At 70.6% G+C, this 26398-nt stretch carries 28 protein-coding genes; 21 read left to right on the top strand and 7 right to left on the bottom strand.

From position 1 onward, the window contains the following. The first annotated feature begins 72 nt into the window (after positions 1 to 72). The 12 genes from AC1DXJ_RS09335 (at position 73) to AC1DXJ_RS09280 (ending at position 10072) form a co-directional block, all read left to right on the top strand. On the top strand, positions 73 to 1143 hold the full coding sequence (locus tag AC1DXJ_RS09335; protein WP_477615468.1) for a LacI family DNA-binding transcriptional regulator: 1071 nt from the start codon (positions 73 to 75) through the stop codon (positions 1141 to 1143). 61 nt (positions 1144 to 1204) lie between these two features. Further along, positions 1205 to 1429, top strand: a complete 225-nt coding sequence (locus tag AC1DXJ_RS09330; protein ID WP_477615467.1) for a hypothetical protein — start codon at positions 1205 to 1207, stop codon at positions 1427 to 1429. Positions 1430 to 1669: 240 nt separating this feature from the next. Continuing rightward, positions 1670 to 2029 carry a 50S ribosomal protein L19 gene (rplS, locus tag AC1DXJ_RS09325; RefSeq protein WP_477615466.1) on the top strand — a complete coding sequence of 120 codons (360 nt, stop codon included), beginning with the start codon at positions 1670 to 1672 and terminating at the stop codon, positions 2027 to 2029. A gap of 72 nt (positions 2030 to 2101) precedes the next feature. Further along, positions 2102 to 2845 (top strand): signal peptidase I, encoded by a 744-nt coding sequence (gene lepB, locus AC1DXJ_RS09320; RefSeq protein ID WP_477636864.1) that lies wholly within the window; start codon positions 2102 to 2104, stop codon positions 2843 to 2845. Further along, positions 2842 to 3873, top strand: a complete 1032-nt coding sequence (gene lepB / locus AC1DXJ_RS09315) for a signal peptidase I (RefSeq protein ID WP_477615464.1) — start codon at positions 2842 to 2844, stop codon at positions 3871 to 3873. Before lepB (AC1DXJ_RS09320) ends, lepB (AC1DXJ_RS09315) begins: the two co-directional genes overlap by 4 nt. A 3-nt stretch (positions 3874 to 3876) precedes the next feature. Next, the gene (locus AC1DXJ_RS09310; RefSeq protein ID WP_477615463.1) at positions 3877 to 4653 is read left to right on the top strand and encodes a ribonuclease HII; all 777 of its coding nucleotides are present in this window, start codon (positions 3877 to 3879) and stop codon (positions 4651 to 4653) included. Next, positions 4650 to 4967, top strand: coding sequence for a DUF2469 domain-containing protein (locus AC1DXJ_RS09305; protein WP_140741572.1), 318 nt, complete (start codon positions 4650 to 4652; stop codon positions 4965 to 4967). The genes AC1DXJ_RS09310 and AC1DXJ_RS09305 overlap by 4 nt, the downstream gene beginning before the upstream one ends. A 169-nt stretch (positions 4968 to 5136) precedes the next feature. Further along, entirely contained in the window at positions 5137 to 5508 is a 372-nt protein-coding gene (locus AC1DXJ_RS09300; RefSeq protein ID WP_477615462.1) for a YraN family protein, read from the top strand. After that, positions 5505 to 7043 (top strand): YifB family Mg chelatase-like AAA ATPase, encoded by a 1539-nt coding sequence (locus AC1DXJ_RS09295; protein ID WP_477615461.1) that lies wholly within the window; start codon positions 5505 to 5507, stop codon positions 7041 to 7043. Before AC1DXJ_RS09300 ends, AC1DXJ_RS09295 begins: the two co-directional genes overlap by 4 nt. Before the next feature lie 38 nt (positions 7044 to 7081). Then, the gene (gene dprA / locus AC1DXJ_RS09290; RefSeq protein ID WP_477615460.1) at positions 7082 to 8143 is read left to right on the top strand and encodes a DNA-processing protein DprA; all 1062 of its coding nucleotides are present in this window, start codon (positions 7082 to 7084) and stop codon (positions 8141 to 8143) included. Positions 8144 to 8206: 63 nt separating this feature from the next. Then, positions 8207 to 9109, top strand: a complete 903-nt coding sequence (locus tag AC1DXJ_RS09285; protein ID WP_477615609.1) for a tyrosine recombinase XerC — start codon at positions 8207 to 8209, stop codon at positions 9107 to 9109. Between the two features lie 138 nt (positions 9110 to 9247). Beyond that, a complete protein-coding gene (locus AC1DXJ_RS09280) occupies positions 9248 to 10072 on the top strand; it encodes a DUF3152 domain-containing protein (RefSeq protein ID WP_477636863.1) in 825 nt (274 codons plus the stop codon). A 113-nt stretch (positions 10073 to 10185) separates the two neighbouring features. Here AC1DXJ_RS09280 and AC1DXJ_RS09275 read toward each other — a convergent pair whose 3' ends face one another. From AC1DXJ_RS09275 to AC1DXJ_RS09265, 3 genes are all read right to left on the bottom strand, one after another. Further along, the gene (locus tag AC1DXJ_RS09275) at positions 10186 to 10797 is read right to left on the bottom strand and encodes a peptidoglycan DD-metalloendopeptidase family protein (RefSeq protein WP_477615458.1); all 612 of its coding nucleotides are present in this window, start codon (positions 10795 to 10797) and stop codon (positions 10186 to 10188) included. A 119-nt stretch (positions 10798 to 10916) separates the two neighbouring features. Beyond that, positions 10917 to 12074 carry a pyridoxal phosphate-dependent aminotransferase gene (locus AC1DXJ_RS09270; RefSeq protein ID WP_477615457.1) on the bottom strand — a complete coding sequence of 386 codons (1158 nt, stop codon included), beginning with the start codon at positions 12072 to 12074 and terminating at the stop codon, positions 10917 to 10919. A gap of 40 nt (positions 12075 to 12114) precedes the next feature. Beyond that, positions 12115 to 13419, bottom strand: coding sequence for an MFS transporter (locus tag AC1DXJ_RS09265; protein ID WP_477615456.1), 1305 nt, complete (start codon positions 13417 to 13419; stop codon positions 12115 to 12117). 335 nt (positions 13420 to 13754) lie between these two features. Here AC1DXJ_RS09265 and rpsB point away from each other — a divergent pair, with 335 nt between their 5' ends. Then, positions 13755 to 14798 carry a 30S ribosomal protein S2 gene (gene rpsB / locus AC1DXJ_RS09260; RefSeq protein ID WP_477615455.1) on the top strand — a complete coding sequence of 348 codons (1044 nt, stop codon included), beginning with the start codon at positions 13755 to 13757 and terminating at the stop codon, positions 14796 to 14798. Between the two features lie 67 nt (positions 14799 to 14865). Next, entirely contained in the window at positions 14866 to 15696 is an 831-nt protein-coding gene (tsf, locus tag AC1DXJ_RS09255) for a translation elongation factor Ts (protein ID WP_477615454.1), read from the top strand. A gap of 100 nt (positions 15697 to 15796) precedes the next feature. Here tsf and AC1DXJ_RS09250 read toward each other — a convergent pair whose 3' ends face one another. Next, positions 15797 to 16276 (bottom strand): iron chaperone, encoded by a 480-nt coding sequence (locus tag AC1DXJ_RS09250; protein ID WP_477615453.1) that lies wholly within the window; start codon positions 16274 to 16276, stop codon positions 15797 to 15799. A 102-nt stretch (positions 16277 to 16378) separates the two neighbouring features. On the opposite strand from AC1DXJ_RS09250, the gene AC1DXJ_RS09245 reads away from it, so the two are divergent. Continuing rightward, positions 16379 to 16564, top strand: a complete 186-nt coding sequence (locus AC1DXJ_RS09245) for a hypothetical protein (protein WP_477615452.1) — start codon at positions 16379 to 16381, stop codon at positions 16562 to 16564. A gap of 89 nt (positions 16565 to 16653) precedes the next feature. Here the strand turns inward: AC1DXJ_RS09245 and AC1DXJ_RS09240 are convergent, their stop codons facing one another. Then, positions 16654 to 18615 carry a M13 family metallopeptidase gene (locus tag AC1DXJ_RS09240; RefSeq protein ID WP_477615451.1) on the bottom strand — a complete coding sequence of 654 codons (1962 nt, stop codon included), beginning with the start codon at positions 18613 to 18615 and terminating at the stop codon, positions 16654 to 16656. Between the two features lie 186 nt (positions 18616 to 18801). On the opposite strand from AC1DXJ_RS09240, the gene pyrH reads away from it, so the two are divergent. The 6 genes from pyrH to purU all read left to right on the top strand — a co-directional run bounded on the left by pyrH (position 18802) and on the right by purU (position 24744). Further along, complete coding sequence (pyrH, locus tag AC1DXJ_RS09235) at positions 18802 to 19569, top strand: UMP kinase (RefSeq protein WP_477615450.1); 768 nt, start codon at positions 18802 to 18804, stop codon at positions 19567 to 19569. A gap of 87 nt (positions 19570 to 19656) precedes the next feature. Next, positions 19657 to 20214, top strand: a complete 558-nt coding sequence (gene frr / locus AC1DXJ_RS09230; protein ID WP_477636862.1) for a ribosome recycling factor — start codon at positions 19657 to 19659, stop codon at positions 20212 to 20214. Positions 20215 to 20246: 32 nt separating this feature from the next. Beyond that, positions 20247 to 21209 carry a phosphatidate cytidylyltransferase gene (locus tag AC1DXJ_RS09225; RefSeq protein WP_477615448.1) on the top strand — a complete coding sequence of 321 codons (963 nt, stop codon included), beginning with the start codon at positions 20247 to 20249 and terminating at the stop codon, positions 21207 to 21209. A gap of 40 nt (positions 21210 to 21249) precedes the next feature. Further along, complete coding sequence (gene rlmN / locus AC1DXJ_RS09220) at positions 21250 to 22512, top strand: 23S rRNA (adenine(2503)-C(2))-methyltransferase RlmN (RefSeq protein WP_477615447.1); 1263 nt, start codon at positions 21250 to 21252, stop codon at positions 22510 to 22512. A gap of 116 nt (positions 22513 to 22628) precedes the next feature. Next, on the top strand, positions 22629 to 23831 hold the full coding sequence (locus tag AC1DXJ_RS09215) for a monooxygenase (protein WP_477615608.1): 1203 nt from the start codon (positions 22629 to 22631) through the stop codon (positions 23829 to 23831). Positions 23832 to 23859: 28 nt separating this feature from the next. Then, positions 23860 to 24744 (top strand): formyltetrahydrofolate deformylase, encoded by an 885-nt coding sequence (gene purU, locus AC1DXJ_RS09210; protein ID WP_477615446.1) that lies wholly within the window; start codon positions 23860 to 23862, stop codon positions 24742 to 24744. Positions 24745 to 24767: 23 nt separating this feature from the next. On the opposite strand, the gene AC1DXJ_RS09205 is transcribed toward purU, so the two are convergent. Further along, positions 24768 to 25823, bottom strand: coding sequence for a hypothetical protein (locus AC1DXJ_RS09205; RefSeq protein WP_477615445.1), 1056 nt, complete (start codon positions 25821 to 25823; stop codon positions 24768 to 24770). Further along, positions 25820 to 26338 (bottom strand): SigE family RNA polymerase sigma factor, encoded by a 519-nt coding sequence (locus tag AC1DXJ_RS09200; RefSeq protein WP_477615444.1) that lies wholly within the window; start codon positions 26336 to 26338, stop codon positions 25820 to 25822. Before AC1DXJ_RS09200 ends, AC1DXJ_RS09205 begins: the two co-directional genes overlap by 4 nt. Between the last annotated feature and the right edge of the window lie 60 nt (positions 26339 to 26398).

The following is a 26398-nucleotide window of genomic DNA, read 5'->3' as shown; positions in this document are numbered from 1 at the left end:
GTTTTCTGTATCGTTCTTCTTGAACGATTTAGTACATCGATACAGATCGCAGATTCAGGAGGGAGGCCACACATGGGAAACGTCACCTTGAAGTCCGTTGCCGAGGCTGCCGGCGTGTCTGTCTCCACTGTTTCCAACGCCTACAACAAGCCCGACCAGCTGTCGGCCGAGGTGCGCCGGCGGGTGCTCGAGACCGCGAAGGCGCTCGGGTATGCCGGTCCCAACCCGGCCGCACGGAGCCTGCGGTCCCAGCGGGCCAGGGCCATCGGTCTGGTGTTCACCGAGCGGCTCAGCTACGCGTTCTCGGACCCCTACTCGGTCGGAATGCTGGCGGGGCTGGCCGAGGTCGCCGAGCAGTTCCAGACCGGCCTGCTGCTGATCCCGCTGACGCCCTTCGACCCCGAGCGGCCGGAGGAGGTCGAGGCGAGCGCCGAGGCCATGCGGGCCGCGGTCATCGACGGGGTCCTGGCCTACTGCCTCGACATCGGCCACCCGGCCCGCGAGATCGCCGTCGAGCGGGGCCTGCGGATGGTGGCGACCGACGACAAGGACCCGCGGATGGACGGGTTGGTGCTGATCGACGAGCGGGGCGCGGCCCGTGAGGTCGGCGAGCACATCCGACGGCTGGGGCACCGGAACGTCGGCATCGTCGTCGACAGCAAGGTCGACTCCCACCAGGTCGTCGAGGTGGACGACGTGCAGCACCGCTCCATGTCCTTCTCGTGGGACCGCTACGACGGCTTCCGTGAGGGCCTGGGCCCGGACGTGAGCGTGCGCACCGTCGCACCTCCCGGCCACAACTCGGTCGAGGCCGGCCGGGCGGCCGGCGCCCACCTGCTCGACCGCCAGGACCGACCTACGGCGATCATCACCGTGAGCGACGTCCTCGCCCTCGGCGTGCTCGACGCGATGAGGCAGCGCGGCATCACCCCGGGGCGGGACCTGTCCCTCGTCGGTTTCGACGACGTGCCGGCGGCGGCCGACAACGGCCTCACGACCGTGCGGCAGCCCATTGCCGAACGAGGTCGGATCGCCGGCCGCATGCTCCTCGACCCCGACTACACCGAGCGCCGCGTCGTGCTCCCCACCGAGCTCGTCGTGCGGTCCAGCACCGGACCTGCCACGACGCCACAGACGCGCTGACGGACCCGTCAGCGTCCACCGATAGCACCACCGCACCACACATCCCCGGAAGGAGAAGGACATGAGCGACTACATCGCCCTCACCATCAACAGCAACGCAGGCGCCGCCCTGGCCCGGTCGGCCCGCCCGGACGCCCCCGTCGTCGACGACGGCCTCGGAACCCGTCCGACTCGCGGGACCGTGCGCCGTTCGTTCGCGACCACGTTGCGCAGCACGGCGTCGGTCCAGCGTCGCTGGGCCGACCGGATCGACCCGGCCTGGGGTCCGGCGCACGCCAGCGCCTGAGCGCGTGGCCCAGCCACGCGGCATACCGGGATCTCAGGGGCCGCGACGATTTCTGTCGCGGCCCCTGTGCGTGGCAGAATGGCTCCTCGCGCCCGCGTGACCAGCGACCCCTGCCACAGGGGGAGTGTCCGGGCAGTGTCCCGACCACGTGGTCGGTCACGCACCAGGCGCGCACCATCATCAGCAGCACCACCCAACACCCTGGGCGACCTGTGGCGCCGAGAAGAAAGCGAATCCGCCATGCAGCGTTTCGATGCGATCGACAAGGCATCCCTTCGTGACGACATCCCGGCCTTCCGCGCCGGCGACACGATCAACGTGCACGTCAAGGTCGTCGAGGGCACCCGCTCGCGCGTCCAGGTCTTCAAGGGCGTCGTGATCCGTCGCCACGGTGGTGGCATCGGCGAGACGTTCACCGTCCGCAAGGTCTCCTTCGGCGTCGGCGTGGAGCGCACCTTCCCGCTGCACACCCCGATCATCGACCACATCGAGCTCGTCACCCGCGGTGACGTCCGTCGCGCCAAGCTCTACTACCTGCGCGACCTGCGCGGCAAGGCTGCCAAGATCAAGGAGAAGCGCGAGACGGTCACCGCCAAGTAAGGCGGGAACCATCTCTCCCTCGGGTGTCCCGCCACGCGGCGGCACAGCCCCGAGGGTTAGGCTCCGGATGCGATGAACCCCGGACCGGAATCACCCCAGCACGACCCGGCCGCCGCTCCAGTCGAGACTGATGCGGCGGTCGCGTGGGAACGCCCACGTGGCGGCCCGTCGTGGCTGCTCCTGGCGAGCGTCTCCCTGCTGGTGATGGTGCTGGTCCGGGGTTTCCTCGTGCAGTCGTTCTACGTCCCGTCGGGATCGATGGAGCCGACGATCGAGCCCGGCGACCGCATCCTGGTGAACAAGCTGGTCTCCGGCGGTTCGCTGCGGCGGGGGGACGTGGTCGTCTTCGACGGCACCACGAGCTTCGCCGTCGCCGAGCGCGAGCCCCACAAGGACGACGGTCTGATCGGACGGGCACTCGGCGGCGCGGCCTCCCTGGTGGGTCTCGACCTCGGTGAGCAGGACTTCGTCAAGAGGGTCATCGGGCTGCCCGGCGACCACGTCGTCTGTTGTGACGCCCAGCACCGGCTCACCGTCAACGCAGTGCCGCTGGCCGAGCCCTATCTCTTCTCCGGGGACCAGTCGAGCGACCTCACCTTCGACGTCACCGTGCCGGCCGGCCGGGTCTGGGTGATGGGCGACCACCGCAGCGACAGCGCGGACTCCCGCTCCCACCTCGGCGACCGGGGCGGCGGCACGGTGCGGCTGTCCGACGTGATCGGCCGCGCCAGTGCGACCTACTGGCCGCTGTCGCGCGTCGGTGGTTTCGACACCCCCGAGGCGTTGGCCGACATCCCCCGCGTCGGTGCCCCGTGAGTGGCGACGCACGCGACGCGCGGGACGCGCGCCGCGTCGACGCGGGGTGGCTCGGCTACGAGGGAGAGTCCCCGCGATCGTCGGAGCCCGCGCAGGTCGACGGGGTCGACTCGGTCGATCCCGGTGCCGACGAGTCCGCCGAGCCCGAAGGACCGACGGCGTCATCGGCGTCTCGCAAGGGACGTCATGCCGACGATGCGCCGGTGGGCGGTCTGGCGGTGCTCGGTGCTGCCCTCAAGGAGTTCGCGATCGTCGTGGGGATGGCCCTGGTGCTGTCCTTCATCGTCAAGACCTGGCTGCTCCAGGCGTTCTACATCCCGTCAGGCTCCATGGAGGACACCCTCGTCCTCAACGACCGCGTCATCGTCAGCAAGCTGACGCCGGGACCCATCGACCTCGAACGCGGCGACATCGTCGTGTTCGCCGACCCGGGCCAGTGGCTCGACGCGACCACACCGGTCCAGCGCGGACCGCTGGCGACGATCGTCAGCGACACCCTGACCTTCGTCGGACTGCTGCCCGACAACGCCGAGAACCACCTCATCAAGCGTGTCATCGGGCTACCCGGTGACCATGTCGTCTGCTGTGACGAGGGCGGTCGGATCACCATCAACGGCACCGCCATCAAGGAGCCCTACCTCAAGCCGGGCGACGCGGCGAGCGAGCAGGACTTCGACATCACCGTGCCGAGGGGACGCGTCTGGGTGATGGGCGACCACCGCTCCAACTCCGCCGACTCGCGGGCTCACGACGCTCCCGAGAACAACGGCAGCGAGGGCTCGGTCGACGAGCGCCTCATCGTGGGCCGCGCAGTGGCGCTGGTCTGGCCGCTGGACCACCTGACCTGGCTGTCCAACCCCAAGGCCACCTTCGCCACCGTGCCCGCGCCCGCTACCAGCGGCAGCCGTGCGCCCGCCGGCGATCCCCAGGGGGGTTCGACGACGGGCGGGTCCGACGGGGCGACCGACGGCCAGGGTGGTGGCGAGGTGGGAGGCACCGACACCGACGCCCCGACAGGAACGGGCTGACCGGTGGCTCAGGCGCAACCGGCGGGACGCAGCCGCAAACCCAACCTGCGGGTCGAACGCCAGCTCCAGCGAGACGGACACCGCCTCCTCGCGGGCATGGACGAAGTGGGCCGTGGCGCCCTCGCCGGGCCCGTCAGCGTCGGCGTCGTCCTCATCGACGAGACGTGTCGCAGCGCGCCCGCCGGCGTGAAGGACTCCAAGCTGCTCACGCCCGCGGCGCGGGTAGCGATGGTGCCGCGGATCAGGCGGTGGGCCCTGGCGTATGCCGTCGGCCACGCCTCCCCCGAGGAGATCGACGAGATCGGGATCATCGCGGCCCTCCGTCTGGCGGGGTGCCGCGCGCTCGCGGCCCTGGACATCGTGCCCGACCTGGTCATCCTCGACGGCAACCACGACTGGCTCACGGCCCCCGACGAGGTGGGGCTCTTCGCCTTCGCCTCCGACTCCGCCCCCGTTGCCCCGCCGGTCACGACCATGATCAAGGCCGACCTCAAGTGCTCCTCCGTGGCCGCCGCGTCGGTGCTGGCCAAGGTGGAGCGCGACTCGATGATGGTGGCCGCCGCCCCAGACCACCCGGCCTACGGCTGGGACGAGAACAAGGGGTATGCCGCGCCGGAACACCTCGCGGCGCTGGAGGCCTTCGGCGCCACGGACCTGCACCGCAGGTCGTGGCGGCTGCCCGGCATCTCGGGAGATGATGGGACTGGTCTCGGCGATCGGGCAGGGCAGGGTGCGCTGACAGCACCCGACGTGACGCAGGTGGAGATGAGTGCGCGATGAGTTCAGAGGACCTGGAGAAGTACGAGAGCGAGATGGAGCTGCAGCTCTATCGGGAGTACCGCGACGTCGTGGGCCTGTTCTCCCACGTCGTGGAAACCGAACGTCGCTTCTACCTGTGCAACTCCGTCGACGTGAAGGTGCGCTCCGACGGTGGCGAGGTCTACTTCGACGTGACGATGGCCGACGCGTGGGTGTGGGACATCTACCGGCCCGCGCGGTTCGCCAAGCAGGTGCGGGTGGTGACGTTCAAGGACGTCAACGTCGAGGAGCTGGCCAAGTCCGATCTCGAGCTGCCCAAGGGGCAGGGCTTCTAGGTCGGAGTCGCGCGCCACTGGCCGGCCACGGTGGCCCAGGGCGCGACGGCGACAGCAATGGCGCCGTATCGGGAGTCGCCGCGCACAGGGGACCCTGCCGCGTCGTCCTGGTCCACAGCCCGGCGCTTGGCTGCTGTCAGCGGGACGGGCAGGCGGCTTGGCTTGGCGCATGGCACACCAGACAGATCCGCGCCGGGCGCTGGGTGAGTACGGCGAGCGACTGGCCGAGCGCTACCTGAGGGAGCACGGGGTGGCGGTCATCGACCGCAACTGGCGGTGCGCCCGCGGCGAGATCGACCTAGTGGGCAGGGACGGCGACTGCCTGGTCTTCTGTGAGGTGAAGACGCGCCGGACCGAGCGGTTCGGTGCGCCTGTCGAGGCGGTCGACCGGCGCAAGGCTGCCCGACTGCGACGACTCGCGTCCGCCTGGCTGCAGGCCCACGACGAGCACCCCGGGCGGATCCGGATCGACGTGATCGGCATCCTGCGTCCCGTCGCCGGCCCGGCCCGGGTCAGGCACCTCCAGGGGGTCGGCGGATGACCTTCGGGCGGACGCGCTCCGTGACGCTGGAGGGACTTGCCGGTGCCGTGGTGGAGGTCGAGGCCCACCTGTCGGGGGGCCTCCCGGCGTTCATGTTGGGTGGTCTCCCGGACACGGCCTGCGCGCAGTCGCCCAACCGGGTGAAGGCCGCGGCGGCAAGCATCGGCCGGTCCTTGGCTCAGGACCGCATCACGGTCAACCTGTCTCCGGCGTCGATCCCCAAGAACGGCAGTGGGTTCGACCTGCCGATAGCCGTGGCCGTGGTGGCAGCGCTCGCGATGGTGTCTCCGGAGCGGGTGCGAGACATCGTGCACCTGGGTGAGCTGGGACTCGACGGTTCGGTCCGTCCTGTCCGCGGCGTCCTCCCCGCCGTCCTGTCCGCGGCGCGGGCAGGGTGTCGCGACGTCGTCGTGCCCGTGGCCAACGCGGCCGAAGCGCGGCTGGTGCCCGACATCCGGGTGCATGCTGTCAGCCACCTGGCCGATCTCATCGCGGCGTACTCGGGCGGGTCCGAGACGTTGGGCCTCGGCGTTCCGGACTCCGCCATCGCGCCGGCCCTGGCCCGGGCGGATCCGCTGGACCTTGCCGACGTCGTCGGTCAGGACGAGGCCAGGACAGCGCTCGAGCTGGCTGCTGCCGGGGGTCACCACCTGTTCCTGCTCGGCCCGCCCGGCTCGGGGAAGACGATGCTCGCCGAACGCCTCGTCTCGATCCTGCCTCGGCTCAGCCGCGAGCAGTCGATCGACGTGCTGGCGGTCCGCTCGCTCCTGGGCGTGACGGCCGCCGAGCTCGACGTCGAGGGGCTGCCACCGTTCGTCGCCCCGCACCACAGCGCGACCCAGGCAGCCATCATCGGTGGCGGCAGCAGTGCCGTGCGGCCCGGGGCGATCTCGCAGGCCCACCACGGTGTGCTGTTCCTCGACGAGGCTCCCGAGTTCAAGACCCAGGCACTTCAAGCCCTGCGCCAGCCGTTGGAGTCCGGCCACGTCATGGTCTCGAGGGCGCGGGCCACGGTGCGGTTCCCTGCACGGTTCCTGCTGGTCATGGCGGCAAACCCGTGCCCCTGTGGGCTGGGCTTCGGCAAGGGCATCGGCTGCGCGTGCTCCCCCATGGCCAAGCGCGGCTACATCGGCCGACTCTCGGGGCCGCTGCTCGACCGGGTCGACCTGCAGGTGCACGTGCCCGCGGTGACCCGCGCCTCTCTCGCAGGTCTGACCGGAGAGAGCAGCGCCGTCGTGGCCGCGCGGGTCCGGGAGGCCAGGGAGGCGCAGGCGCAGCGATGGGACTCGACCTCGTGGCGCGTCAACAGCGAGGTCCCGGGGTCCGAGCTGCGGCGTGGACGGTGGCGGCTGCCGAAGTCGACCACGGTCGACATCGACCGGGCCCTCGACCGCGCTCAGCTCACCCTGAGGGGCTACGACAGGGTGCTGCGGGTCGGGTGGACCGTCGCCGACCTCGGCGGGCGCAGCACCCCGGTGCGAGACGACCTCGGCGCCGCCCTGGCCCTGCGCAACCAGGGGCCGGTGGCAGCGTGACGGCGCCACGGGCGTTTCGGGGAGAACGTGGGGCACGGGTGGCCTGGGCGCGGCTGGTCGAACCGGGCGACGCCGACGTGGCGGCCCGGATCGCGGCGGCCGGGGCGGAGGAGGCCTGGCACACCGTGGCCCCGGGCACGACCGTCGGCGCGAGGATGGCGGAGCGGCTACCCGGGTTGGATGTCGAGCGGGACTTCCAGATCGCTCAGCGGCTGGGCGCCCGCATCATCATCCCGGGCGACGACGAGTGGCCGCACGGCTTCGACGACCTGGCCGCGCCCCCGCTCTGCCTGTGGCTGCAGGGACCCGCCGACCTCGCGGAGGTGGCGGCCCGCAGCGTCTCGATCGTGGGCGCGCGCGCCGCCACCGGTTACGGCGTCCATGTGGCCAAGGACCTCGCCGCCGGCCTGGCCGAACGCGACTTCGCAGTCGTGTCCGGTGCGGCGTACGGCATCGACGGTGCCGCGCACGAGGGCGCCCTCGCGGTGGACGGCGTGACCATCGCGTTCGTGGCCGGAGGCATCGAACGGCCCTATCCCAGTGGCCATGCCGGGCTCCTGGACCGCATCCGTTCGGCAGGTCTCGTGGTCAGTGAGGTGCCACCGGGATCCGCCCCCACCAAATGGCGCTTCCTCAGCCGCAACCGGCTCATCGCCACGGTCAGCCAGGGCACGGTCGTCGTCGAGGCAGGCCTGCGCAGCGGCTCCCGCAACACCGCGCGGCTGGCGGGTGAGCACCTGAGGGTGGTCTGCGCCGTACCGGGACCGGTTTCCTCGGCGGTGTCGGCCGGCTGCCACGAGCTGGTCCGTGACGGGGCCACCCTGGTCACCGATGCCGCCGAGGTCGCCGAGGAGGTGGGTCCGATCGGGGAGCTGGCACCGCGCAAGCACGGGCCCTCAGAGCGCGACGACGACCTGTCGCTCACCCACCAGGCTGTCCTGGCGGCTCTGCCGACTCGCAACGCCGTCACGACCGAGGACCTGGCTCGCAGGTGCGGGCTCGCAGCCCACGAGGTCCGCAGCGCGTTGGGCGCCCTCGACGTCGCTGGTCTCGCGATCCGCGAGGGGAGTGGTTGGCGCAAACCCGCAGTGCCGCGCTGAGCTGCGGGGTGGCGGCTTGTGCCGCGTCGCTGCGTTTGCGACGGTGACGGCGTGAGTCAGTCCATGGCGCAGACGCTGGCTGCGTTCGAGCGCCACCTGCGCAGCGAGCGAGGCCGGTCGGAGCACACCACTCGGGCCTACCTCGGCGACCTGCGGGGTCTGGTGGAGTTCCTGGACGCCGAGTGCGGGATCACAGACCTCGCCGATGTGGGGCTGCGTGACCTGCGAGGCTGGCTGGCGGCCCAGGCGGAGTCGGGGGCGGCTCGCTCGACGATCGCGCGGCGGTCAGCCGCAGCCCGGACCTTCCTCGGCTGGGCCACGCGCACCGGGCGGGTCGAGCACGATCCCTCCTTGCGGCTGGCCGCGCCGAAACGCGGTGGCCACCTCCCCGAGGTGCTGCGGCAGTCTGACGCCACGGCTCTGATGGACGTCGCGGCGGTGGCCAGCGACGACCAGGACTCGATGCACCTGCGCGACCGGGCTGCCTTGGAGCTTCTCTACGCCAGCGGGATCCGCGTCGGCGAGCTCACTGCCCTCGACATCGACGACCTCGATCTCGACCGCGGTGTGGTGCGCGTGATGGGCAAGGGGGGCAAGGAGCGGACGGTGCCCTTCGGGGCCCCGGCGCGCGACGCCGTTCAGGCCTGGCTCACCCTCGGACGACCCCAGGTCGCCGTGGACGGCAGTGGCCCGGCGCTGCTTCTGGGGCGTCGGGGTCGTCGGGCCGACCCGCGACAGATCAGGGCAGCGGTGCACTCCCTGCTCGAACACGTCCCGAACGCACCGGACCTCGGCCCGCACGGGCTGCGCCACAGCGCGGCCACCCACCTGCTCGAAGGGGGAGCCGACCTGCGGCTCGTCCAGGAACTGCTCGGCCACGCGTCGCTGGCGACCACCCAGATCTACACCCATGTCTCCGTCGACCGGCTCAAGCAGTCCTACCGGCAGGCGCACCCGCGTGCGTGACGACCGATTCGAGCTCTCGGCAGTCGCGACCCGGGCGCGCCGTGGTCTGCGAGCCAGTCGGAAGGGGGAAGATGGATGCCACAGTCGTCGCTCGGACCCCACGGGGTCCGCGTCTCTCGAGAGGAGCAGTGCCAGCGCGTGAGTGAGGACTCGCGGATGACCCGCACGCCGCCTCGGCACCGCCGCCGCCCCAGCCGGCAGGTGCGGCTCCGCCGCACCATCGCAGTCACGGTCATCCTCCTTCTCGTGGCCGTGGTGACCGTGCGACTCACCACCAGGGGCGACACGGCTCCGGTCGGTGCAGCTGCCTCACGGGTCACCACTCCAGCGAAACCCTCCGCGACGGCCACCCGGACGACCAACAACGAGGACGGCTCGGCGGCGACCGAGACGACCGCGGCGGGTGCCACCGAGGTCCCGCAGGAGGGCACCGGCAAGCTCACGGTCGTCTCGGTGCCGCGGGCTCCGGTGGCGACCTCCGGGCGGACCGTCAGGTACACGGTGGAGATCGAGGGTGGGCTCGGTGTCGACCCGGCGCAGGTGGGGACGACGATCCAGTCCGTGCTGCTCGACCCCAAGGGGTGGCAGAAGGTCGACGGTGTCCGCTTCGTCAACGTCACCCCGCAGCAGGAGGCCAAGGGCGCCCACGTGGACGTTCGGGTCACGCTGGCCAGCCCTGGCCTGACCGACAGGTTGTGTGCCCCGATGCGGACCCTGTCCCAGGTGTCGTGCTGGAACGGCGAGCGGTCGGTGCTCAACTTCCGCCGGTGGGCCCTGGGCGACGACAGCTACGGCGCCGACGTGGCGCTCTACCGCGTGTACCAGGTGAACCACGAGGTCGGTCACGGCCTCGGTCACCAGCACCGGACCTGCCCCGGCAAGGGCAAGCGCGCCCCCGTGATGGTCCAGCAGACCCTCGACCTCGGTGGGTGCAGACCCTGGCCCTACCCCTCGGGCGCCTGACCCGCCAACCACGGGCTTCGGCACACGTGGTCCGGAGGGAGTCGGTCCGCGGGCACTGGGACCAGAGGCACTGGGGTCAGGGGCAATCGATCCGGAGCCGGCAGCGGCAACACCTATGGGGCCAGCGGCAGCAGGCGCACTCGCCGGCCGCCCTCCAGGAAGGTCAGGGGGTCGAGGTAGACGTCGCCCCGGATCGCCCCCAGGTGCAGGCACACGGCGGCGCCGCAGTGCGACCCGTGCTCGTCCAGCCGCCCCAGCACAGCTCCCCGCGCCACGGCCGAACCCGCGACCACCGCCGACTCCACCGGCTCGTAGGTCGAACGGATCCCGGAGGCGTGCAGGACGCTGACGGTGCCACGACCCGCGATGCTGCCCACGTGGGTCACCGTGCCCGCCTCGACGGCATGGACCTCCTGCTGCGCCGCCCCGGTGAGATCCGCGCCGCGGTGCCCGGCGCCGTACGTCGTGGCCGGTCGCACGAAGGGCCGGACCAGGGCGGGCTGCGGCTGCAGCGGCCAGGCCCAGCGGCCGCGCAGGGCGGGGGACGGGGCGCGGCTCGAGTCGCGCGGGACCGCTGCGGCCAGCTGGTTCCACGATGGCGCACTGGTCGACGCGGAGGAGGACGGGAGGCCAGGGTGCTCCCGCCCGGTCGGAACCGCCGACAGGGTGGTGCCGGCGAGGACCAACGCAGCGACGGGCAGGAGCGACACGGCTGCTGGATGCATCGGCTCAGGATCGCGGTCCGCTCCTGCGGGCGCCCGGCAGGGGACGGCGACCTGTGGACGGCGCGGTCCTTCACGTGGGCGGTGTGGATGTCGGGCAGCGATACCGCCCGGCTGTCGACCTACAGCCGGCTCAGCCGTTCCACCGCCTCGTGGAGCACCTCGTCCCGTTTGCAGAACGCGAACCGCACCAGGGTCCGGGCGGCCGCGACGTCGTCGTGGAACACCGACACCGGCACGCCCACGACGCCTGCCCGTGCGGGCAGCTCCCGGCAGAACGCGAGGGCGTCTGTTGCGCCCAGGGGAGCTGCGTCGGCGACGACGAAGTAGGTCCCGCCGGGCACCGACACCTCCAGCCCCGCCGACCGGAGCCCTGCGACGAGCAGGTCTCGTTTGGCTTCCAGCGAGCGCGCCAGCCCGGCATACACCTCGTCGTCCAGGGCGAGGGCCAGGGCGACGGCCGGCTGGAAGGGGCCGGACCCCACGAACGTGAGGAACTGCTTGACCGCGCGCACGGCGGCCACCGCGGCTGCGGGCCCCGACACCCAGCCGACCTTCCACCCGGTGGCGGAGAAGGTCTTGCCGGCGGACGAGATCGTCAGGGTCCGCTCCCACATCTCGGGCAGGGTCGCGACAGGCAGGTGCACGGCATCGCCGAAGACCAGGTGCTCGTAGACCTCGTCGGTCACCACCCACGCGTCGAACTCCCTTGCGAGAGAACAGATCAGCTCGAGCTCGGCTCGGCTGAAGACCTTGCCCGTGGGGTTGTGGGGCGTGTTGAGCAGCACCAGCCGGGTGCGTGACGAGAAGGCGGCCCGCAGCGACTCCTCGTCCACCGCGAAGTCCGGGAAGCGCAGCACCGACGTGCGACGCACCGCGCCCGCCAAGGCGATCGACGCGGCATACGAGTCGTAGTAGGGCTCGAAGGTGACGACCTCGTCGCCCGGCTCGCAGAAGGCGAGGATGGTCGCGGCGATGGCTTCGGTGGCGCCGACGGTGACGAGCACCTCGGACTTCGGGTCGACGCCGAGGCCGTAGAAGCGCGCCTGGTGGGCCGCGACGGCATCGAGCAGCTCGGGGACACCGGGGCCAGGCGGGTACTGGTTGCGCCCGCCGTCGATGGCCGCCTTGGCCGCGTCGAGCATTGCCTGGGGCCCGTCGGTGTCGGGGAAGCCCTGGCCGAGGTTGACGGCGCCGTGCTCGGTGGCCAGAGCCGTCATCTCAGCGAAGATCGTGGTGCCGAACGGGGCCAGTGCGGGTTTGCCGGGTGGACGGGCCATGCGCCTGAGGGTATGCCGCGTGACGACCGTGGAGCGGAACCTATCCCTCGGCGCGTGGCGGGCGGGCCCGCGCTTCGTCCTCGTCGGCGTGCGCCTCGTCGGCGTGCGCCTCGTCGGCGTGCGCGATGTGTCCGAGCTGACGCCACACGAGCACCAGGGTCACGCCGGAGCCGATGAAGGCGAACCAGAACGGGGCCGCGGCGCCGAAGTGGCGAGCGAGGAGGCCCCCGAGGAACTGGCCCACGAGCAGCCCGACGATCAGCCCCACCCAGTAGACGCTCCCGACCCGGCCCTGGAACTCGTTCGGCGTGCCTCGCTGGCGGACGGCCGAGGAGAGGGAGCCCCACACGAACGCGTACCCGCCGAACACCACCATGATCCCCATGGCGACCCAGGGCACCGTGGTCAGCGCGAGGGCGAGGTGGGTGAGCACCTCGAGGACCAGACAGATCTTCATGAGGCGGGCCAGCGGCACGCGTCGTTCGAGCCGGTCGTAGAGCAGCACCGAGGTCACGCCGCCCACCGCCGAGGCCGTCGTGAGGAGGCCGAACCCCACCGCGCCGACACCCAGGCGCTCCTGCGCCCAGTAGACGAGGACGCCCCAAGGGGCGCCCCAGGTGATGTTGAAGATGAAGATGACGAGGGTGAGGGTGCGGATCGGCGCGTTGCCGGCGATCCAGCGCAGCCCGTCCAGGATGTCGTGGCCGATGTGTTGCTCCGGACGCTCGCGGGTGTCCTCGCGTGGCAGGCGCACCTTCGCGAACAGCACGGCCGACAGCAGCAGGGCGCTGCCCTGCACCCCGAACGGGACGGCGGACCCCAGGGCGAACAGGCTCGCGCCGACCGCCGGACCGATGAACTGGTTGGCCACGAGGAACCCGGACATCTGCCGGGCGTTGCCGACGCCGAGGTCGGCCTTGGGCACGATCATCGGTAGGACGGCCCGCCAGCCGGTGTCGGCGAAGAGCTCCGCCACACCCACCGCGAACAGGGTCACGAGGAGCAGGGCGATCGAGACCGTGCCCGTGGCGATGGTCACGACCAGGATCGCCAGCACGACCACCCGCACGAGGTTGCCCGTGAGCACGAGCCAGCGGCGATCGACGCGGTCGGCGACGGCGCCGGCATACAGGCCGAGCAGCAGCGTGGGCAGGTTCTGGACCATCGCCGCCGCGGCGATGAGGGCGGGGTCGCGCGTCAGCGAGGCGACGAGCAGGGGACCGGCGGCCAGCGCGATCCCGTCGCCGAGCTGGCCTGTCCAGGAGGACGCCAGGTTCCAGCGGAACGGCACGCCCATGCGTGCAGGTGCGACCCGTTCGCCGAGTCGGGACAGGAGGCTGGTCACAAGAGGGCGAGCCTACCGGCGTCCGTGCGAGAGGTCGTCCGGGTTCTCGGGGGGCTCGAGGGGGCCGGGGAGGGGCACGGGAGGGTCACGTCAGAGGCGCTGGCGATTTCTCGATCACGCCCGTGAGCACGTACGATGGTCGGCGGTCCACGTGTGTTCACACACGCAGACCTACTTCGCGCGTCTTCCGCCCGCTGACTCGGCTCGCCGACGAAACGGGGGCGCACCACAGCAGTCCGGTGAGTATGCCGGTGGGGTGCGTTGCAGGCGCCAGGCAGGTAGTCGCACCCATGCGGCCTACCGACGCAACTGACAACGACACAAGGAGACACGGCATGGCCGTCGTTACCATGCGCCAGCTCCTCGAGAGCGGCGTCCACTTCGGGCACCAGACCCGTCGCTGGAACCCCAAGATGAAGCGCTTCATCATGACCGAGCGCAACGGCATCTACATCATCGACCTGCAGCAGTCGTTGACCTACATCAACAACGCCTTCGAGTTCGTCAAGGAGACGGTCGCCCACGGCGGTTCCATCCTCTTCGTCGGCACGAAGAAGCAGGCCCAGGAGCCCATCGCCGAGCAGGCGACCCGGGTCGGGATGCCCTACGTCAACCACCGTTGGCTCGGTGGCATGCTCACCAACTTCAACACGATCTCCAAGCGCCTCACGCGCCTCAAGGAGCTCGAGGAGCTCGACTACGACAACGTCGCAGGGTCGGGCTACACCAAGAAGGAACTCCTGATCTTCAAGCGGGAGAAGGACAAGCTCGAGAAGACCCTCGGCGGCATCCGCAACATGGCCAAGGTCCCCTCGGCCGTGTGGATCGTGGACACCAAGAAGGAGCACCTCGCCGTCTTCGAGGCGCGCAAGCTCGGCCTGCCGGTCATTGCCATCCTCGACACCAACTGCGACCCCGACGAGGTCGACTACAAGATCCCCGGCAACGACGACGCCATTCGCTCCGTCACCCTGCTGACCCGCGTCATCGCCGACGCCGTGGCCGAGGGCCTCATCGCCCGCAGCTCCGGCAAGTCCGGTGAGCAGGCCGAGGGTGTCGTCGCCGGTGACGAGCCGATGGCCGAGTGGGAGCGCGAGCTGCTCGGTGGCGACGCCGCCGAGACCGCCGAGGCTGCCGCCCCGGAGGCCGGCGCTACCGCTGCCGCCGACGCGACCGAGGCTGCCCCTGTCGAGGCTGCCCCTGTCGAGGTTGCCCCCGTCGAGGCTGCTGCTCCCGTCGAGGCGCCCGTCGCCGAGGCCACCGAGGCGCCCGTCGCCGAGGAGACCGCCGCCCCTGAGGCTGCGGCCGCCACCGAGGAGACCGCCGCCCCCGAGGCGCCGGCCGCCGAGGAGACCGCTGCTGCCGAGGCCAAGGCCTGAGCCCACCCCTTCCGCAGCCCTGCCTGACGGCATGGGCACCTTGTTAGAAATGAGCTGAGAAACATCTATGGCGAACTACACCGCCGCTGACATCAAGGCCCTGCGCGGGTCCACAGGCGCTGGCATGCTCGACGTCAAGAAGGCGCTCGACGAGGCCGACGGCGACCGTGACAAGGCCACCGAGATCCTTCGCGTGAAGGGCCTCAAGGGCGTCACCAAGCGCGAGGGACGCACCACGTCCAACGGACTGGTCGCTGCCCAGTCCGGTGACGGCGTGGGCACTCTCGTCGAGGTCCTGTGCGAGACCGACTTCGTGGCCAAGAGCGAGAAGTTCATCGCCCTGGCTGCCCAGGTCCTCGCCCAGAGCGTCGCCTCCGGCGCCGCTGACGCGGACGCGCTGCTCAAGAGCTCGCTCGAGGACGGTTCCACCGTCCAGGAGCTGCTCGACAACGCCAACGCAACCATCGGCGAGAAGATCGAGGTCAAGCGCGTCTCCCGCGTCGAGGCCCCGGTCGTCGTGTCCTACCTGCACAAGACCAGCCCCGACCTGCCCGCCCAGATCGGTGTGCTCGTCGGCGCCGAGGGTGGCGACGAGCAGATCGCTCGCGACGTGGCCATGCACATCGCGGCGTTCAGCCCGACCGTGCTGACTCGTGACGAGGTCGACCCGGTCACCGTCGAGCAGGAGCGTCGCGTCGCCGAGGCCACGGCCAAGGAGGAGGGCAAGCCCGAGGCTGCCCTGCCCAAGATCGTCGAGGGTCGCGTCAACGGCTTCTTCAAGGAGAACGTCCTGCTCGAGCAGCCGTTCGCCAAGGACGCCAAGAAGACCGTCGAGAAGGTCCTCGCGGAGGCCGGCACGAAGGTCACCTCCTTCGTCCGCTACCGCGTCGGCGGCTGACCCGCTCAGCCACGATCCGGCACCAGACGACGAGGCCCCCCACCGGATGGTGGGGGGCCTCGTCGCGTCGTTGGGGTATGCCGGGTAGCCGGCCGCGACGTCAGCCTGCCGCCTTCTTGACGAGGGCCGCGATCTGCTTCTCGAGGGCCGGCGTCAGCCGCGTGAGGGCGTAGCCGATGGGCCACATGTCGCCGTCGTCCAGCTTGGCGCTGTCGTTGAACTCGAACGTGGCGTAGCGCGCCTTGAACTTGCTGGCGGGCTTGAAGAACGCCACCGCCTTGCCGTCTCGTTTGTACGCGGGCATGCCGTACCAGGTCGAGGGCTCGAGGTCCGGAGCGGCGTTGGTGATGATCTCGTGCAGGCGCTCGGCCAGCTCGCGGTCCTCCGGGGGCATCTCGGCGATCTTGTCGAGCAGGTCCTGCTCGCCGACGGCGCCTTTGGCTTCCTTGGCGCGTTCCTTCATCGCGGCGCGTTCGTCGGCGGTGAACCCGCTCTTGCTGCCGGCGGTCTTCGGCGCGGCCTTCGTGGTGGTCTTCTTCGCGGTGGCCGTCTTGTCGGTGGCCTTCGTCGTGGTCGCCATGGTGTCTCCCCGAGGTCGTGGTGGGCTGTCGAGACCATTCTCCGAGAAGGGGCCGCTGCAGCGCTTCTCGAAAACTGACCACTTCTGCCGCATACTCACGCCATGGGGAGACGAACGAAGCACACGCCGCGTCGTCAGGTGGAGCACGAGCTGCCGGACTTCACCCACCTGCCCGAACGGGTGGCCCCCGAGGACCTGACGACCACGCACGACGTCGACCCCGGGCCGGACCCACGCGGTGGACGCGACACGGACACCGAGTTCATGCTGCGGAACGCGGGGATCTGACCCGGGGATCTGACGCGGGGATCTGACGCGGGGGTCTGACCCGGGAACCTGACCCGGGAACGCGGACCGATGACCGCTCGACGGGTCGGTCAGAAGATGTGGACGCGCTCCTCCGGAGCCAGCCACATGCCGTCGCCCTCGGTCACCCCGAACGCCTCGTGGAACTCGTCGCAGTTGCGGACGGCGTTCGCCCGCACCTCAGTGGGGGAGTGCGGGTCGATCGCGAGCAGCCGCTTGGCCTCCTCGGTGCGCGCCTTGCCGGACCAGACCTGCGCCCACCCGAGGAAGAACCGCTGCGGCCCGGTGTAGCCGTCGAGCTCGGGTGCGTCCTGGCCCTGCGTCGCGATGCGGTAGGCGGAGTAGCCGATGGCCAGCCCGCCGAGGTCGCCGATGTTCTCGCCCACCGTGAGGGCGCCGTTGACCTTCTCGTCGGGGGCAGCCAGCGGGGAGAGCGTGCTGAACTGGGCGATGAGGGCCTGGGTGCGCTCGTCGAAGCGGGACCGGTCCTCCTCGGTCCACCAGTCGCGCAGGGCCCCGGTGGCGTCGTACCGCGACCCCTGGTCGTCGAAGCCGTGCCCGATCTCGTGACCGATGACGGCACCGATCCCGCCGTAGTTGACGGCGTCGTCGGCGTCCATGTCGAAGAACGGCGGCTGAAGGATGCCGGCCGGGAAGACGATCTCGTTCATCAGCGGGTGGTAGTAGGCGTTGACGGTCTGCGGCAGCATCAGCCACTCGTCGCGGTCGATCGGGCCCCCGAGCTTGTCCAGCTGGCGCTGGAGCTCGAACTCGTTGGCTCGGCGCACGTTGCCCACGAGGTCGTCGTCGATCGTCAGCGAGGAGTAGTCGCGCCAGCGGTCGGGGTAGCCGACCTTGGGCGTGAACGAGGCGAGCTTGGCCAGGGCCTGCTCTCGGGTCTGGGGGCCCATCCAGTCGAGCCCCTCGAAGGACTGCCTGAACGCCTCGACGAGGTTGCCGACGAGCTCGAGCATCCCCTTCTTGGCCTCGGGAGGGAAGAACTCCGCGGCATACAGCTGGCCGACCGCCTCGCCGATCGCCCCCTCGACGAGGGAGACGCCGCGCTTCCAGCGCTCGCGGTTCTCCGGGAGGCCCGAGATGACCCGTCCGGTGAAGTCGAACTCGGCGTCGACCAGCTCCTTGCCCAGCAGCGGCGCCGCCGAGGCGACGACGTGGAAGGCCAACCAGTACTTGAAGTCGTCGAGGGCGACTTCGTCGAGCGCGACGGACAGGCCCTCGAGGTAGGACGGCTGACCCACGACGACGTGCTCGAACGCCTCGCGTGCCTCGAGCCCGCCGACGAAGTCACCCCACAGGACGTTGGGGGCCAGGCCCTCGAGGGCCGCGAAGGCGTAGGGGTTGTAGCTCTTCACCGCGTCGCGGGTGGCGACGTTGTCCCAGTGGTGGCCGGCCAGCCGCGTCTCCAGGGCCACCACGCGGGCGGCCGGCGAGCCGTCGTCCGTCGAGCCGTCGCCGATGCCGGCGAATCCGAGCATCCGGGCCACGTGCGGCAGGTATGCCGTGAGGATGGCCGCGTGCCGCTCCTCGCGGTAGTAGGACTCGTCGGGCAGGCCCAGGCCGCCCTGACCGAGGTAGAGGACGTATTCCTCCGGGTTCTTGGCGTCGGGGGCGACGCCGAAGTCGAACAGGCCCGGTCCACCCTGGCGCTGCAGGCGACCGAGGGCCCGGAACAGGTCGTCGGTCCCGCTGATCGCCGCGATGTCGGCAAGGTCCTTCTCGATCGGGGTCAGCCCCAGTGTCTCGGCTCGGGCCTCGTCCATGAACGAGCGGTAGAGGTCGCCGACCTTGCGGGTGGGCGAGTCGGGAGCGGCGCTGTGGTCCGCCGCGGCCCGCTCGATGATCGTGCGCACCCGCTCGTCGGACTGCTCGCGCAGCATGTCGAAGGTCCCGTAGCGGCCCCGGTCGCCGGGGATCTCGGTCGTGCGGACCCAGGTGCCGTTCGCGTGGCCGAACAGGTCGTCCTGCGGGCGAACCGTCTCGTCGCGATGCCCCGGAAGGATGCCTGACCTCATGCGCTTGTCTCCTTTGGTGCATCGATGGACAGTGGTGTGGCCCGTGGTCCGTGGTCCGTGGAGTGCGGACCACGTGATGGTGACACCCTGCCACGCAGGGCTGACGGTGGTGCAACCGACACCATGCCGCTCCCGGGAGTGTGGAAGGATTCGGTGACCGCCCGCACATCTTCAGGAGGATCCCTCGTGACTGCTGTCCCCGAGCAGACCGCCCCAGCCGGATCGTCCGCCCCTGGATCGTCGGCACCGCATCGCCGGGTCCTGCTCAAGCTGTCCGGCGAGGTCTTCGGTGGTGGTCGCGTCGGACTGGCACCCGAGGTCGTGCGGGGCATCGCCCAGCAGATCGCCCAGTCGGTCAACGAGGGCATCCAGGTGGCCGTCGTGATCGGTGGTGGCAACTTCTTCCGGGGCTCAGAGCTCCAGCAGCAGGGGATGGACCGGACGCGTGCCGACTACATGGGCATGCTCGGCACCGTGATGAACTGCCTCGCCCTGCAGGACTTCCTCGAGAAGGAAGGCATCGAGACCCGCGTCCAGACCGCGATCGCGATGGGCCAGGTCGCCGAGCCATACATCCCTCGTCGCGCCATCCGCCACCTCGAGAAGGGCCGCGTGGTCATCTTCGGCGCGGGCGCGGGCATGCCGTTCTTCTCCACCGACACGGTGTCCGCCCAGCGGGCCCTGGAGATCAAGTGCGACGCGGTCCTGATGAGCAAGAACGGCGTGGACGGCGTCTACGACTCCGACCCGCGCACCAACCCGGAGGCCCGCAAGCTCGACGAGATCAGCTACCAGGAAGCCCTCCAACAGGGACTGCGCGTGGTCGACGCGGCGGCGTTCAGCCTGTGCATGGAGAACAAGCTGCCGATGGTCGTGTTCGGCATGGAAGGCGAGGGCAACGTGGTGCGGGCGTTGCGCGGTGAGAAGATCGGCACGCTGGTCACGCCGGGCTGAGTCGGCACCTCACTGACCCACCCACCAGACTGACCACACCACGACTGGCGTGGCCCCGACAGGGGAGCGCCCGAGAAGGAGCAGGACATGATTGAAGAGACTCTCCTCGAGGCCGAAGAGAAGATGGAAAAGGCCGTCGAGGTCGCCAAGGAGGACTTCGCGGGAATCCGCACGGGCCGGGCGACCCCGGGCATGTTCAACAAGCTCACCGTCGACTACTACGGCGCTCCGACCCCGCTGCAGCAGCTGGCGTCGTTCCAGACGCCGGAGGCACGCACCATCCTGATCACGCCGTTCGACAAGTCGGCGACGCACGAGATCGAGAAGACGCTGCGCGACTCCGACCTGGGTGTGAACCCCAGCAACGACGGCAATGTCATTCGCTGCGTGCTGCCGATGCTCACCGAGGAACGTCGCAAGGACTACGTCAAGCTCGCTCGGCACAAGGGCGAGGACGCCAAGGTGTCGATCCGCAACGTCCGCCGCAAGGCCAAGGACGAGCTGGACAAGCTGGTCAAGGACGGCGACGTGGGCGAGGACGACGGCAGCCGCGCCGAGAAGGAGCTGGACGCGAGCACCAAGAAGTACGTCGAGCTCATCGACGAGCTGCTGAAGGGCAAGGAGACCGAGCTGCGCGAGGTCTGAGCGCTCGTCCTCAACCTCAGCCAGCGCTGGTCATGAACATGTCCCAGTCCCGTCGCGACCGTCGCGCGGCCTCTGCCGCCGCGGGCTCTGGCGTGCCCGGAGGGTCGACCTCGCCGGACACCTCCCGAGACGGTGCGGCTCCCGACGAGTCCGTCCCCGCGTCGGCCCGGGGCGGTCGGCCGTCGAGGGCGGGGCGCAACCTGCCCGCAGCGATCGGGGTCGGCCTCGGCCTGGGTGCACTCATCATCGGCTCGCTGGCCCTGCGCAAGGAGCTGATGCTCGGGATCATCGTCGTGGCCATCGTCGTCGGCGTGTGGGAGCTACGTCGCGCGCTGGCCCAGGTGTCCATCAACGTGCCCCTGGTCCCCAGTGTGGTCGGCAGCGTCAGCATGCTCGTCTCGGCCTACGTCGGCGGCGGGGAGGCCCTGGTCGTGACCGTCGGCCTGACCTGTGTCGGCATCCTGTTGTGGCGCATCGCCGACGGCGTGCTCGACGCAGTGCGCGACATCGCCGGGGGATTCTTCGTCGCGGTCTACCCCTCCTTCCTCGCGGGCTTCGCCGCCCTCATGCTGGCCACGCCGCACGACGGCGCCCGCCGGGTCTTCATCTTCCTCCTCGTCGCGGTGCTCAGCGACGTGGGCGGCTACGCCGCCGGGGTCCTGTTCGGCAAGCACCCCATGGCGCCGTCGGTCAGCCCCAAGAAGTCCTGGGAGGGCTTCGCCGGCTCGATGGTCGCGTGCGTCGTCGGCGGTGCGATCGCGGTCGTGCTGACCCTCGACGGGCCGTGGTGGGGTGGCGCGCTGCTGGGAGCGAGTGCAGCGGTGGCTGCCACCGTGGGTGACCTCACCGAGTCCACGATCAAGCGCGACCTGGGCATCAAGGACATGGGCACGCTGCTGCCCGGGCACGGCGGGATCATGGACCGGCTCGACTCCGTGCTGCTCGTCGCGCCGCTGGCCTGGGCCCTGCTCGCCTGGGTCGTCCCACCCGCCTGACACCACGGCATACCCGCGCACCTGCGAGACTGGGGGCACCATGACCACGGACCTCCCCGAGCCCACCAGCGAGCGCCCCCAACCTGGCCAGCTGACCTTCACCGCCCCTCGTCGGGGCAAGCCACCACGGCATCTGGCCGACCTGTCTCCGGCTGAGCGCAAGGAGGCCGTCGAGGCGCTGGGGCACAAGGGCTTCCGGGCCAAGCAGCTGTCGACGCACTACTTCGAACGGCTGGTCGCCTCGCCCGAGGAGATGACCGACCTGCCCAAGGCGATCCGCGACGAGCTCGTGGCCGACCTGCTGCCGACCTTGCTCACCCCCCTCGTGCAGCGCACGGCCGACGACGGCATGACGATCAAGAACGCCTGGAAGCTGCACGACGGTGCCATCGTCGAGTCGGTGCTGATGCGCTATCCCAAGCGCGTCACCATCTGCATCTCGAGCCAGGCCGGCTGCGGCATGAACTGTCCCTTCTGCGCGACCGGACAGGCCGGGCTCACCCGGAACATGAGTGCGGCCGAGATCGTCGAGCAGGTCGTGGCCGGTGCGCGGCTGCTGCGCAGTGGCGAGCTCGCGCAGGGCGCGGGCGGCGCCGGAGCGCGCAGCCAGCGCACTGTCGGGAATGCCGAACACCAGGCCGAGCTGGGCGACGAGGACGGCACCGAGGACGGCGACGAGCGTCCCGTCGAGGCGACGGGCCCCACCCGCATCTCGAACGTCGTGTTCATGGGCATGGGCGAGGCGCTGGCCAACTACAAGGCCGCGATCGGCGCGATCCGGCGGCTGACCGACCCCGCGCCGGACGGCCTCGGGATGTCGGCGCGGGGCATCACCATGTCGACGGTCGGCCTCGTCCCGGCGATCGACAAGCTCGCCGCGGAGGGGATCCCGGTCACGCTGGCCCTCTCGCTGCACGCGCCTGACGACGAGCTGCGCAACGAGCTCGTGCCGATCAACACCCGGTGGAGCGTTGACGAGGCCCTCGACGCTGCCCACCGCTACTACGAGGTGACGGGGCGCCGGGTGAGCATCGAGTACGCGCTCATCAAGGACATCAACGACCACGCGTGGCGGGCCGACCTCCTCGGAAAGAAACTCAATGCGCGTGGCCGGGGCTGGGTGCACGTCAACCCGATCCCCCTCAACCCCACGCCGGGCTCGAAGTGGACGGCCTCCCGACCCGGGGTCGAGCAGCAGTTCGTCGAACGGCTGCGCGCCCACGGCATCCCGACGACGATCCGCGACACCCGGGGCCAGGACATCGACGGCGCCTGCGGCCAGCTCGCGGCCTCCACGGCCTAGCGATCACCAGACCAGCCTCGGGTGTGACGCTGTGGTGCTCGCCACACCCGCTGAGAGCGTCCGGTCACAGCGATCGAGCACCGGGCGGGGGCTGGTCTGCCTATGCTCGTGCGGTGATGCTGCGTGCGCCGATCCTGACGGCTGGGGCTTTCCTCCTGCTCCTCACTGGTTGCGCCGCCGGCGACCCCGAGCCTGGGGCCGCCCCGACGTCGCGCGCGACCCAGTCGACGCCAGCGGCTCCCGCGGGGACCTCGACACCGTCGTCCGGTCACCAGCACTCGGGCAGCACTGCACCGCCTGAGGCTGCATTGCGCACGGGGGAGCGCTTCGTCACCCTCCGAATGCCCACGGCATACACCCCCAAGGCGCCGGCCGCCCCGGGAACGGACGACTACCGCTGCTTCCTGCTCGACCCCCAGCTGACGGCCAAGTCGGTCGTGACCGGGATCAACGTGCTGCCGGGCAACCCCGATGTCGTGCACCACGTGATCCTGTTCCGGGTGCCGCCCGACAAGGTGGCCGCTGCGGAGGCGATGGATCGAAGCCAGACCGGCCAGGGCTGGACCTGCTTCGGTGGGACCGGCGTGGAGAGCCAGGGTGCCGGCCTCAACGGGGCGCCGTGGCTGGGTGCGTGGGCGCCCGGTGGTGGCGAGCGGGTCCTCGCCAAGGACCTCGGTATGCCGGTCGAAGCCGGCTCGCGCATCATCATGCAGGTCCACTACAACCTGCTCGCGGGACGGTCGCCCGACCTGAGCGCCGCCAAGCTGCGCGTGGCCGCCGACGACGGCTTGCGCCAGACCCTGCAGACGGTGCTGCTCCCCGCGCCGGTCGAGGTGCCGTGCCGGCCCGGGAAGAAGGGTCCGCTGTGCGACCGGGCAGCGGCGATGGCCGACGTGCAGCGTCGCTTCGGGGGCGCGAGCCGCGCGGGGGACGCGCTGCACCTGCTGTGCCCCGGCAACAAGGCCGGCCCGACGCAGACCTGCACCCGGACGGTGACCCAGGGGTCGACGATCCGGGCGGTCGCCGGGCACATGCACCTGCTCGGCACCAAGATCTCGATCACCGTCAACAAGGGGAAGGCCAACGAGCGCACCGTCCTCGACATCCCGATCTGGGACTTCGACGACCAGGGGAGCCGCCCGGTCAACCCGGCCGTCAGGATCAAGATCGGGGACACCCTCACGGTGTCGTGCACCCACGACCAGAGCCTGCGCGACAAGCTGCCGTCGTTCCAGGGCCAGCCGGAGCGCTACATCGTCTGGGGCGAGGGCACCACCGACGAGATGTGCCTCGGCATCGTGATGGTCACCCGCCCGTAGTCCTCCCGTCCGCCCCTAGGCTGGCCGCGTGAGCTCCACTCCTGCCGCACCTGCCGAGACGGGCCGAGAGTTCGTCCTGACCGTCTCGTGCGCAGATAGGCGCGGAATCGTGCACGCCGTCTCCGGGGTGATGCTGGACCTGTCGATGACCATCCTCGACAGCCAGCAGTTCGCCGACCTGAGGGCGGGGGAGTTCCACCTGCGGATGCACCTCTTGCGCGAGGGTTCTGCCCTGCCCGTGGAGGCGTTGGACGCCGCGATGGCAAGCGTCGCAACGGAGTTCGCGATGACGTATGCCGCGCACGACCTGTCTCGGCGACGCCGGGTGCTGGTCATGGTGAGCCAGCAGGGTCACTGCCTCAACGACCTGCTGTTCCGGGTCGAGAGCGGGTCGCTGCCGATCGAGGTGCCGGCCATCGTCTCCAACCACGAGGACTTCCGCGCGCTGGCGCAGTGGCACGGCATCCCCTACCACTACATTCCCGTCACTCGCGACACCAAGCCGGCGGCCGAGGCCGAGCTCCGGCGCCTCGTGGAGCACTACTCGGCCGACACGGTCGCCCTGGCGCGCTACATGCAGATCCTGTCGGGCGAGCTGTGCACCGACTTCCAGGGTCGCATCATCAACATCCACCACTCGCTGCTGCCGAGCTTCAAGGGGGCCAAGCCCTACACCCAGGCCCACGACCGCGGGGTCAAGGTCATCGGTGCGACGGCGCACTACGTCACCGCGGACCTCGACGAGGGCCCGATCATCGAGCAGGATTTCCGGCGCGTCGACCACCGGATGAGCCCGGCCGAGCTGGCGTCGGTGGGACAGGAGCTGGAAGCCATGGCGTTCGCGCGGGCGCTGCGCTGGCACGCCGAGCACCGCGTGGTGCTGCGCGGCCGTCGCACCATCGTCTTCGACTGAGCGCCCCGCCCTCCGAGCTCAGCTCAGCTCGGGGGGACGAGGGCTCGCAGTGCCGCTGTGGTCTGGGCTGAGGGGATGAATCCAGTGCGGTTCACTCCACGGACCCAGAGCTCGTCGAGGCACGCGGTGCTCAGCCTGCGCTCGTCACCGGCTTCCGTCACCCCCACGATGGAGTAGGTCCAGTGACCTTCGCCGCTGCAGCCCTCGTTGCCCCCGAAGAAACTGGGCCAGCGGGAGCTCACGTCCGCGTTGAGCTGGGCGAGGGTGTCGGAGGGGACGGGGATGGACCGGTAGCTCCGCGCGGTCAGGGGCTCCACCGGGCTCACCGGATCGCCGGATAGGAAGCTCGGTGCAAGGCAGAACGTCGCAGCCACGAATGGCGAGTGAAGCTCGTGTGTCAGGGAGCCAGGCTTGCGGGTCGTGAGCCAACTCTGTTCGCCGCGGCAGGCGTACTGCGGACGGCTGGCCGACCGCGCTCGCACGTCAGCCTCTTCCTCCGCGAGACCATTCAGGAAAGAGGCCAGCGCGCGGCTGCCATCGCAGGCGAGCTCGCGACTCCGGAAGGTGCGCAGCTGTCCGGTGCCCGACTCCACCGTGACGGTGAAGGCCGGGCCGGGGCGCCCTGTGCCACAGGGCCACTGGTCGCTTCGACCGAGGAGGTTCAGCATGCCCGTCTGCCGACCAGTGATCCGATCGGTTGGCAGTATCCAGCCGTTGTCCGTGCCGTTCGAGGTCTGGGTCCCCGCCGGGGTGGCGTCAGGGCACACCCAGGCGGCGCGCAAGCCAGCCAGGTCGGGACCGTTGACGCTGGCGATGGTGGTGACCCGCGCTTGGCGGGTGCAGTCAGCGGGCGTCAGGAAAGGCCCCGCGGGCACGACGCGGGTTGGCGGGTCGAACGAGCCCAGCAGCAGCCCGGCGGCGACCAGGATGGCGGCCGTTGCGCCGGCGACTCCGAGCTGGCGGGCCCGTCGGGCACGCGCGGCGTAGTGGCGTGCCCCGTCGGCCAGCCCGTCGGTGGCTGGTTGGGCCGGGGCGAGCTCGTGCAGGGCCTCACGGAGTCGGGTGTCGAGGTCGCTCATCGAAGTTCTCCCTCGGTCACGGCGAGTGCAGGACACTGGCGCAAGGTCGCCAGCGCCCGCGCGCTCTGGCTCTTGACGGTCCCGACGGTGCAGCCGAGCAGCTCCGCCGTCTGGACCTCTGTGCGGTCCTCGAAGTAGCGCAGCACGATGACGGCACGTTGCCCCTTCGGGAGGGAGGCGAGCGCCACCAGCAGGTCACGACGCTGGTCGGGGTCGACGCCCCTGGCGGGGAGCTCGGGCAGCTGCTCCGTCGGGTACTCGGCGTTCCACCGCCGACGCCACCAGGCGATGTAGGTGGTCAGCATGACCTTGCGGACGTACGCCTCCCGCGGACCGACCTCGATGGAGTCCCATCGGGGCCAGGTCTTCCCGAGAGCCGTCTGGACGAGGTCCTCGGCCCTCTGCCGGTCGCCGGTCAGGAGGAAGGCGGTGCGCAGGAGGGCTGGGCCACGCGCCGTGACGAAGGCGTCGAACCCCGCCGTGGTGGCGTGCTCGGCGGTGCCCACGACGGCCATGCCCCTCTCCTCTCGCTCCACCAGGAAGAGCGGCCGACCCACCCACAAGGTTGTCATCGG

This window comes from Pedococcus sp. P2_D9, from assembly GCF_056404275.1.
The sequence above is the reverse complement of the archived record's forward strand: the minus strand, read 5'-3'. Positions and strand labels throughout refer to the sequence as shown.

Excerpts from the sequence above, each read along its gene's own strand:
- AC1DXJ_RS09335 (WP_477615468.1), top strand. The coding sequence starts at position 73 with ATGGGAAACGTCACCTTGAAGTCCGTTGCCGAGGCTGCCGGCGTGTCT.
- AC1DXJ_RS09330 (WP_477615467.1), top strand. The coding sequence starts at position 1,205 with ATGAGCGACTACATCGCCCTCACCATCAACAGCAACGCAGGCGCCGCC.
- rplS (WP_477615466.1), top strand. The coding sequence starts at position 1,670 with ATGCAGCGTTTCGATGCGATCGACAAGGCATCCCTTCGTGACGACATC.
- lepB (WP_477636864.1), top strand. The coding sequence starts at position 2,102 with ATGAACCCCGGACCGGAATCACCCCAGCACGACCCGGCCGCCGCTCCA.
- AC1DXJ_RS09305 (WP_140741572.1), top strand. The coding sequence starts at position 4,650 with ATGAGTTCAGAGGACCTGGAGAAGTACGAGAGCGAGATGGAGCTGCAG.
- AC1DXJ_RS09300 (WP_477615462.1), top strand. The coding sequence starts at position 5,137 with ATGGCACACCAGACAGATCCGCGCCGGGCGCTGGGTGAGTACGGCGAG.
- AC1DXJ_RS09295 (WP_477615461.1), top strand. The coding sequence starts at position 5,505 with ATGACCTTCGGGCGGACGCGCTCCGTGACGCTGGAGGGACTTGCCGGT.
- AC1DXJ_RS09285 (WP_477615609.1), top strand. The coding sequence starts at position 8,207 with ATGGCGCAGACGCTGGCTGCGTTCGAGCGCCACCTGCGCAGCGAGCGA.
- AC1DXJ_RS09275 (WP_477615458.1), bottom strand. The coding sequence starts at position 10,797 with ATGCATCCAGCAGCCGTGTCGCTCCTGCCCGTCGCTGCGTTGGTCCTC.
- AC1DXJ_RS09270 (WP_477615457.1), bottom strand. The coding sequence starts at position 12,074 with ATGGCCCGTCCACCCGGCAAACCCGCACTGGCCCCGTTCGGCACCACG.
- rpsB (WP_477615455.1), top strand. The coding sequence starts at position 13,755 with ATGGCCGTCGTTACCATGCGCCAGCTCCTCGAGAGCGGCGTCCACTTC.
- tsf (WP_477615454.1), top strand. The coding sequence starts at position 14,866 with ATGGCGAACTACACCGCCGCTGACATCAAGGCCCTGCGCGGGTCCACA.
- AC1DXJ_RS09250 (WP_477615453.1), bottom strand. The coding sequence starts at position 16,276 with ATGGCGACCACGACGAAGGCCACCGACAAGACGGCCACCGCGAAGAAG.
- AC1DXJ_RS09245 (WP_477615452.1), top strand. The coding sequence starts at position 16,379 with ATGGGGAGACGAACGAAGCACACGCCGCGTCGTCAGGTGGAGCACGAG.
- AC1DXJ_RS09240 (WP_477615451.1), bottom strand. The coding sequence starts at position 18,615 with ATGAGGTCAGGCATCCTTCCGGGGCATCGCGACGAGACGGTTCGCCCG.
- frr (WP_477636862.1), top strand. The coding sequence starts at position 19,657 with ATGATTGAAGAGACTCTCCTCGAGGCCGAAGAGAAGATGGAAAAGGCC.
- AC1DXJ_RS09225 (WP_477615448.1), top strand. The coding sequence starts at position 20,247 with ATGAACATGTCCCAGTCCCGTCGCGACCGTCGCGCGGCCTCTGCCGCC.
- rlmN (WP_477615447.1), top strand. The coding sequence starts at position 21,250 with ATGACCACGGACCTCCCCGAGCCCACCAGCGAGCGCCCCCAACCTGGC.
- AC1DXJ_RS09215 (WP_477615608.1), top strand. The coding sequence starts at position 22,629 with ATGCTGCGTGCGCCGATCCTGACGGCTGGGGCTTTCCTCCTGCTCCTC.
- AC1DXJ_RS09205 (WP_477615445.1), bottom strand. The coding sequence starts at position 25,823 with ATGAGCGACCTCGACACCCGACTCCGTGAGGCCCTGCACGAGCTCGCC.
- AC1DXJ_RS09200 (WP_477615444.1), bottom strand. The coding sequence starts at position 26,338 with ATGGCCGTCGTGGGCACCGCCGAGCACGCCACCACGGCGGGGTTCGAC.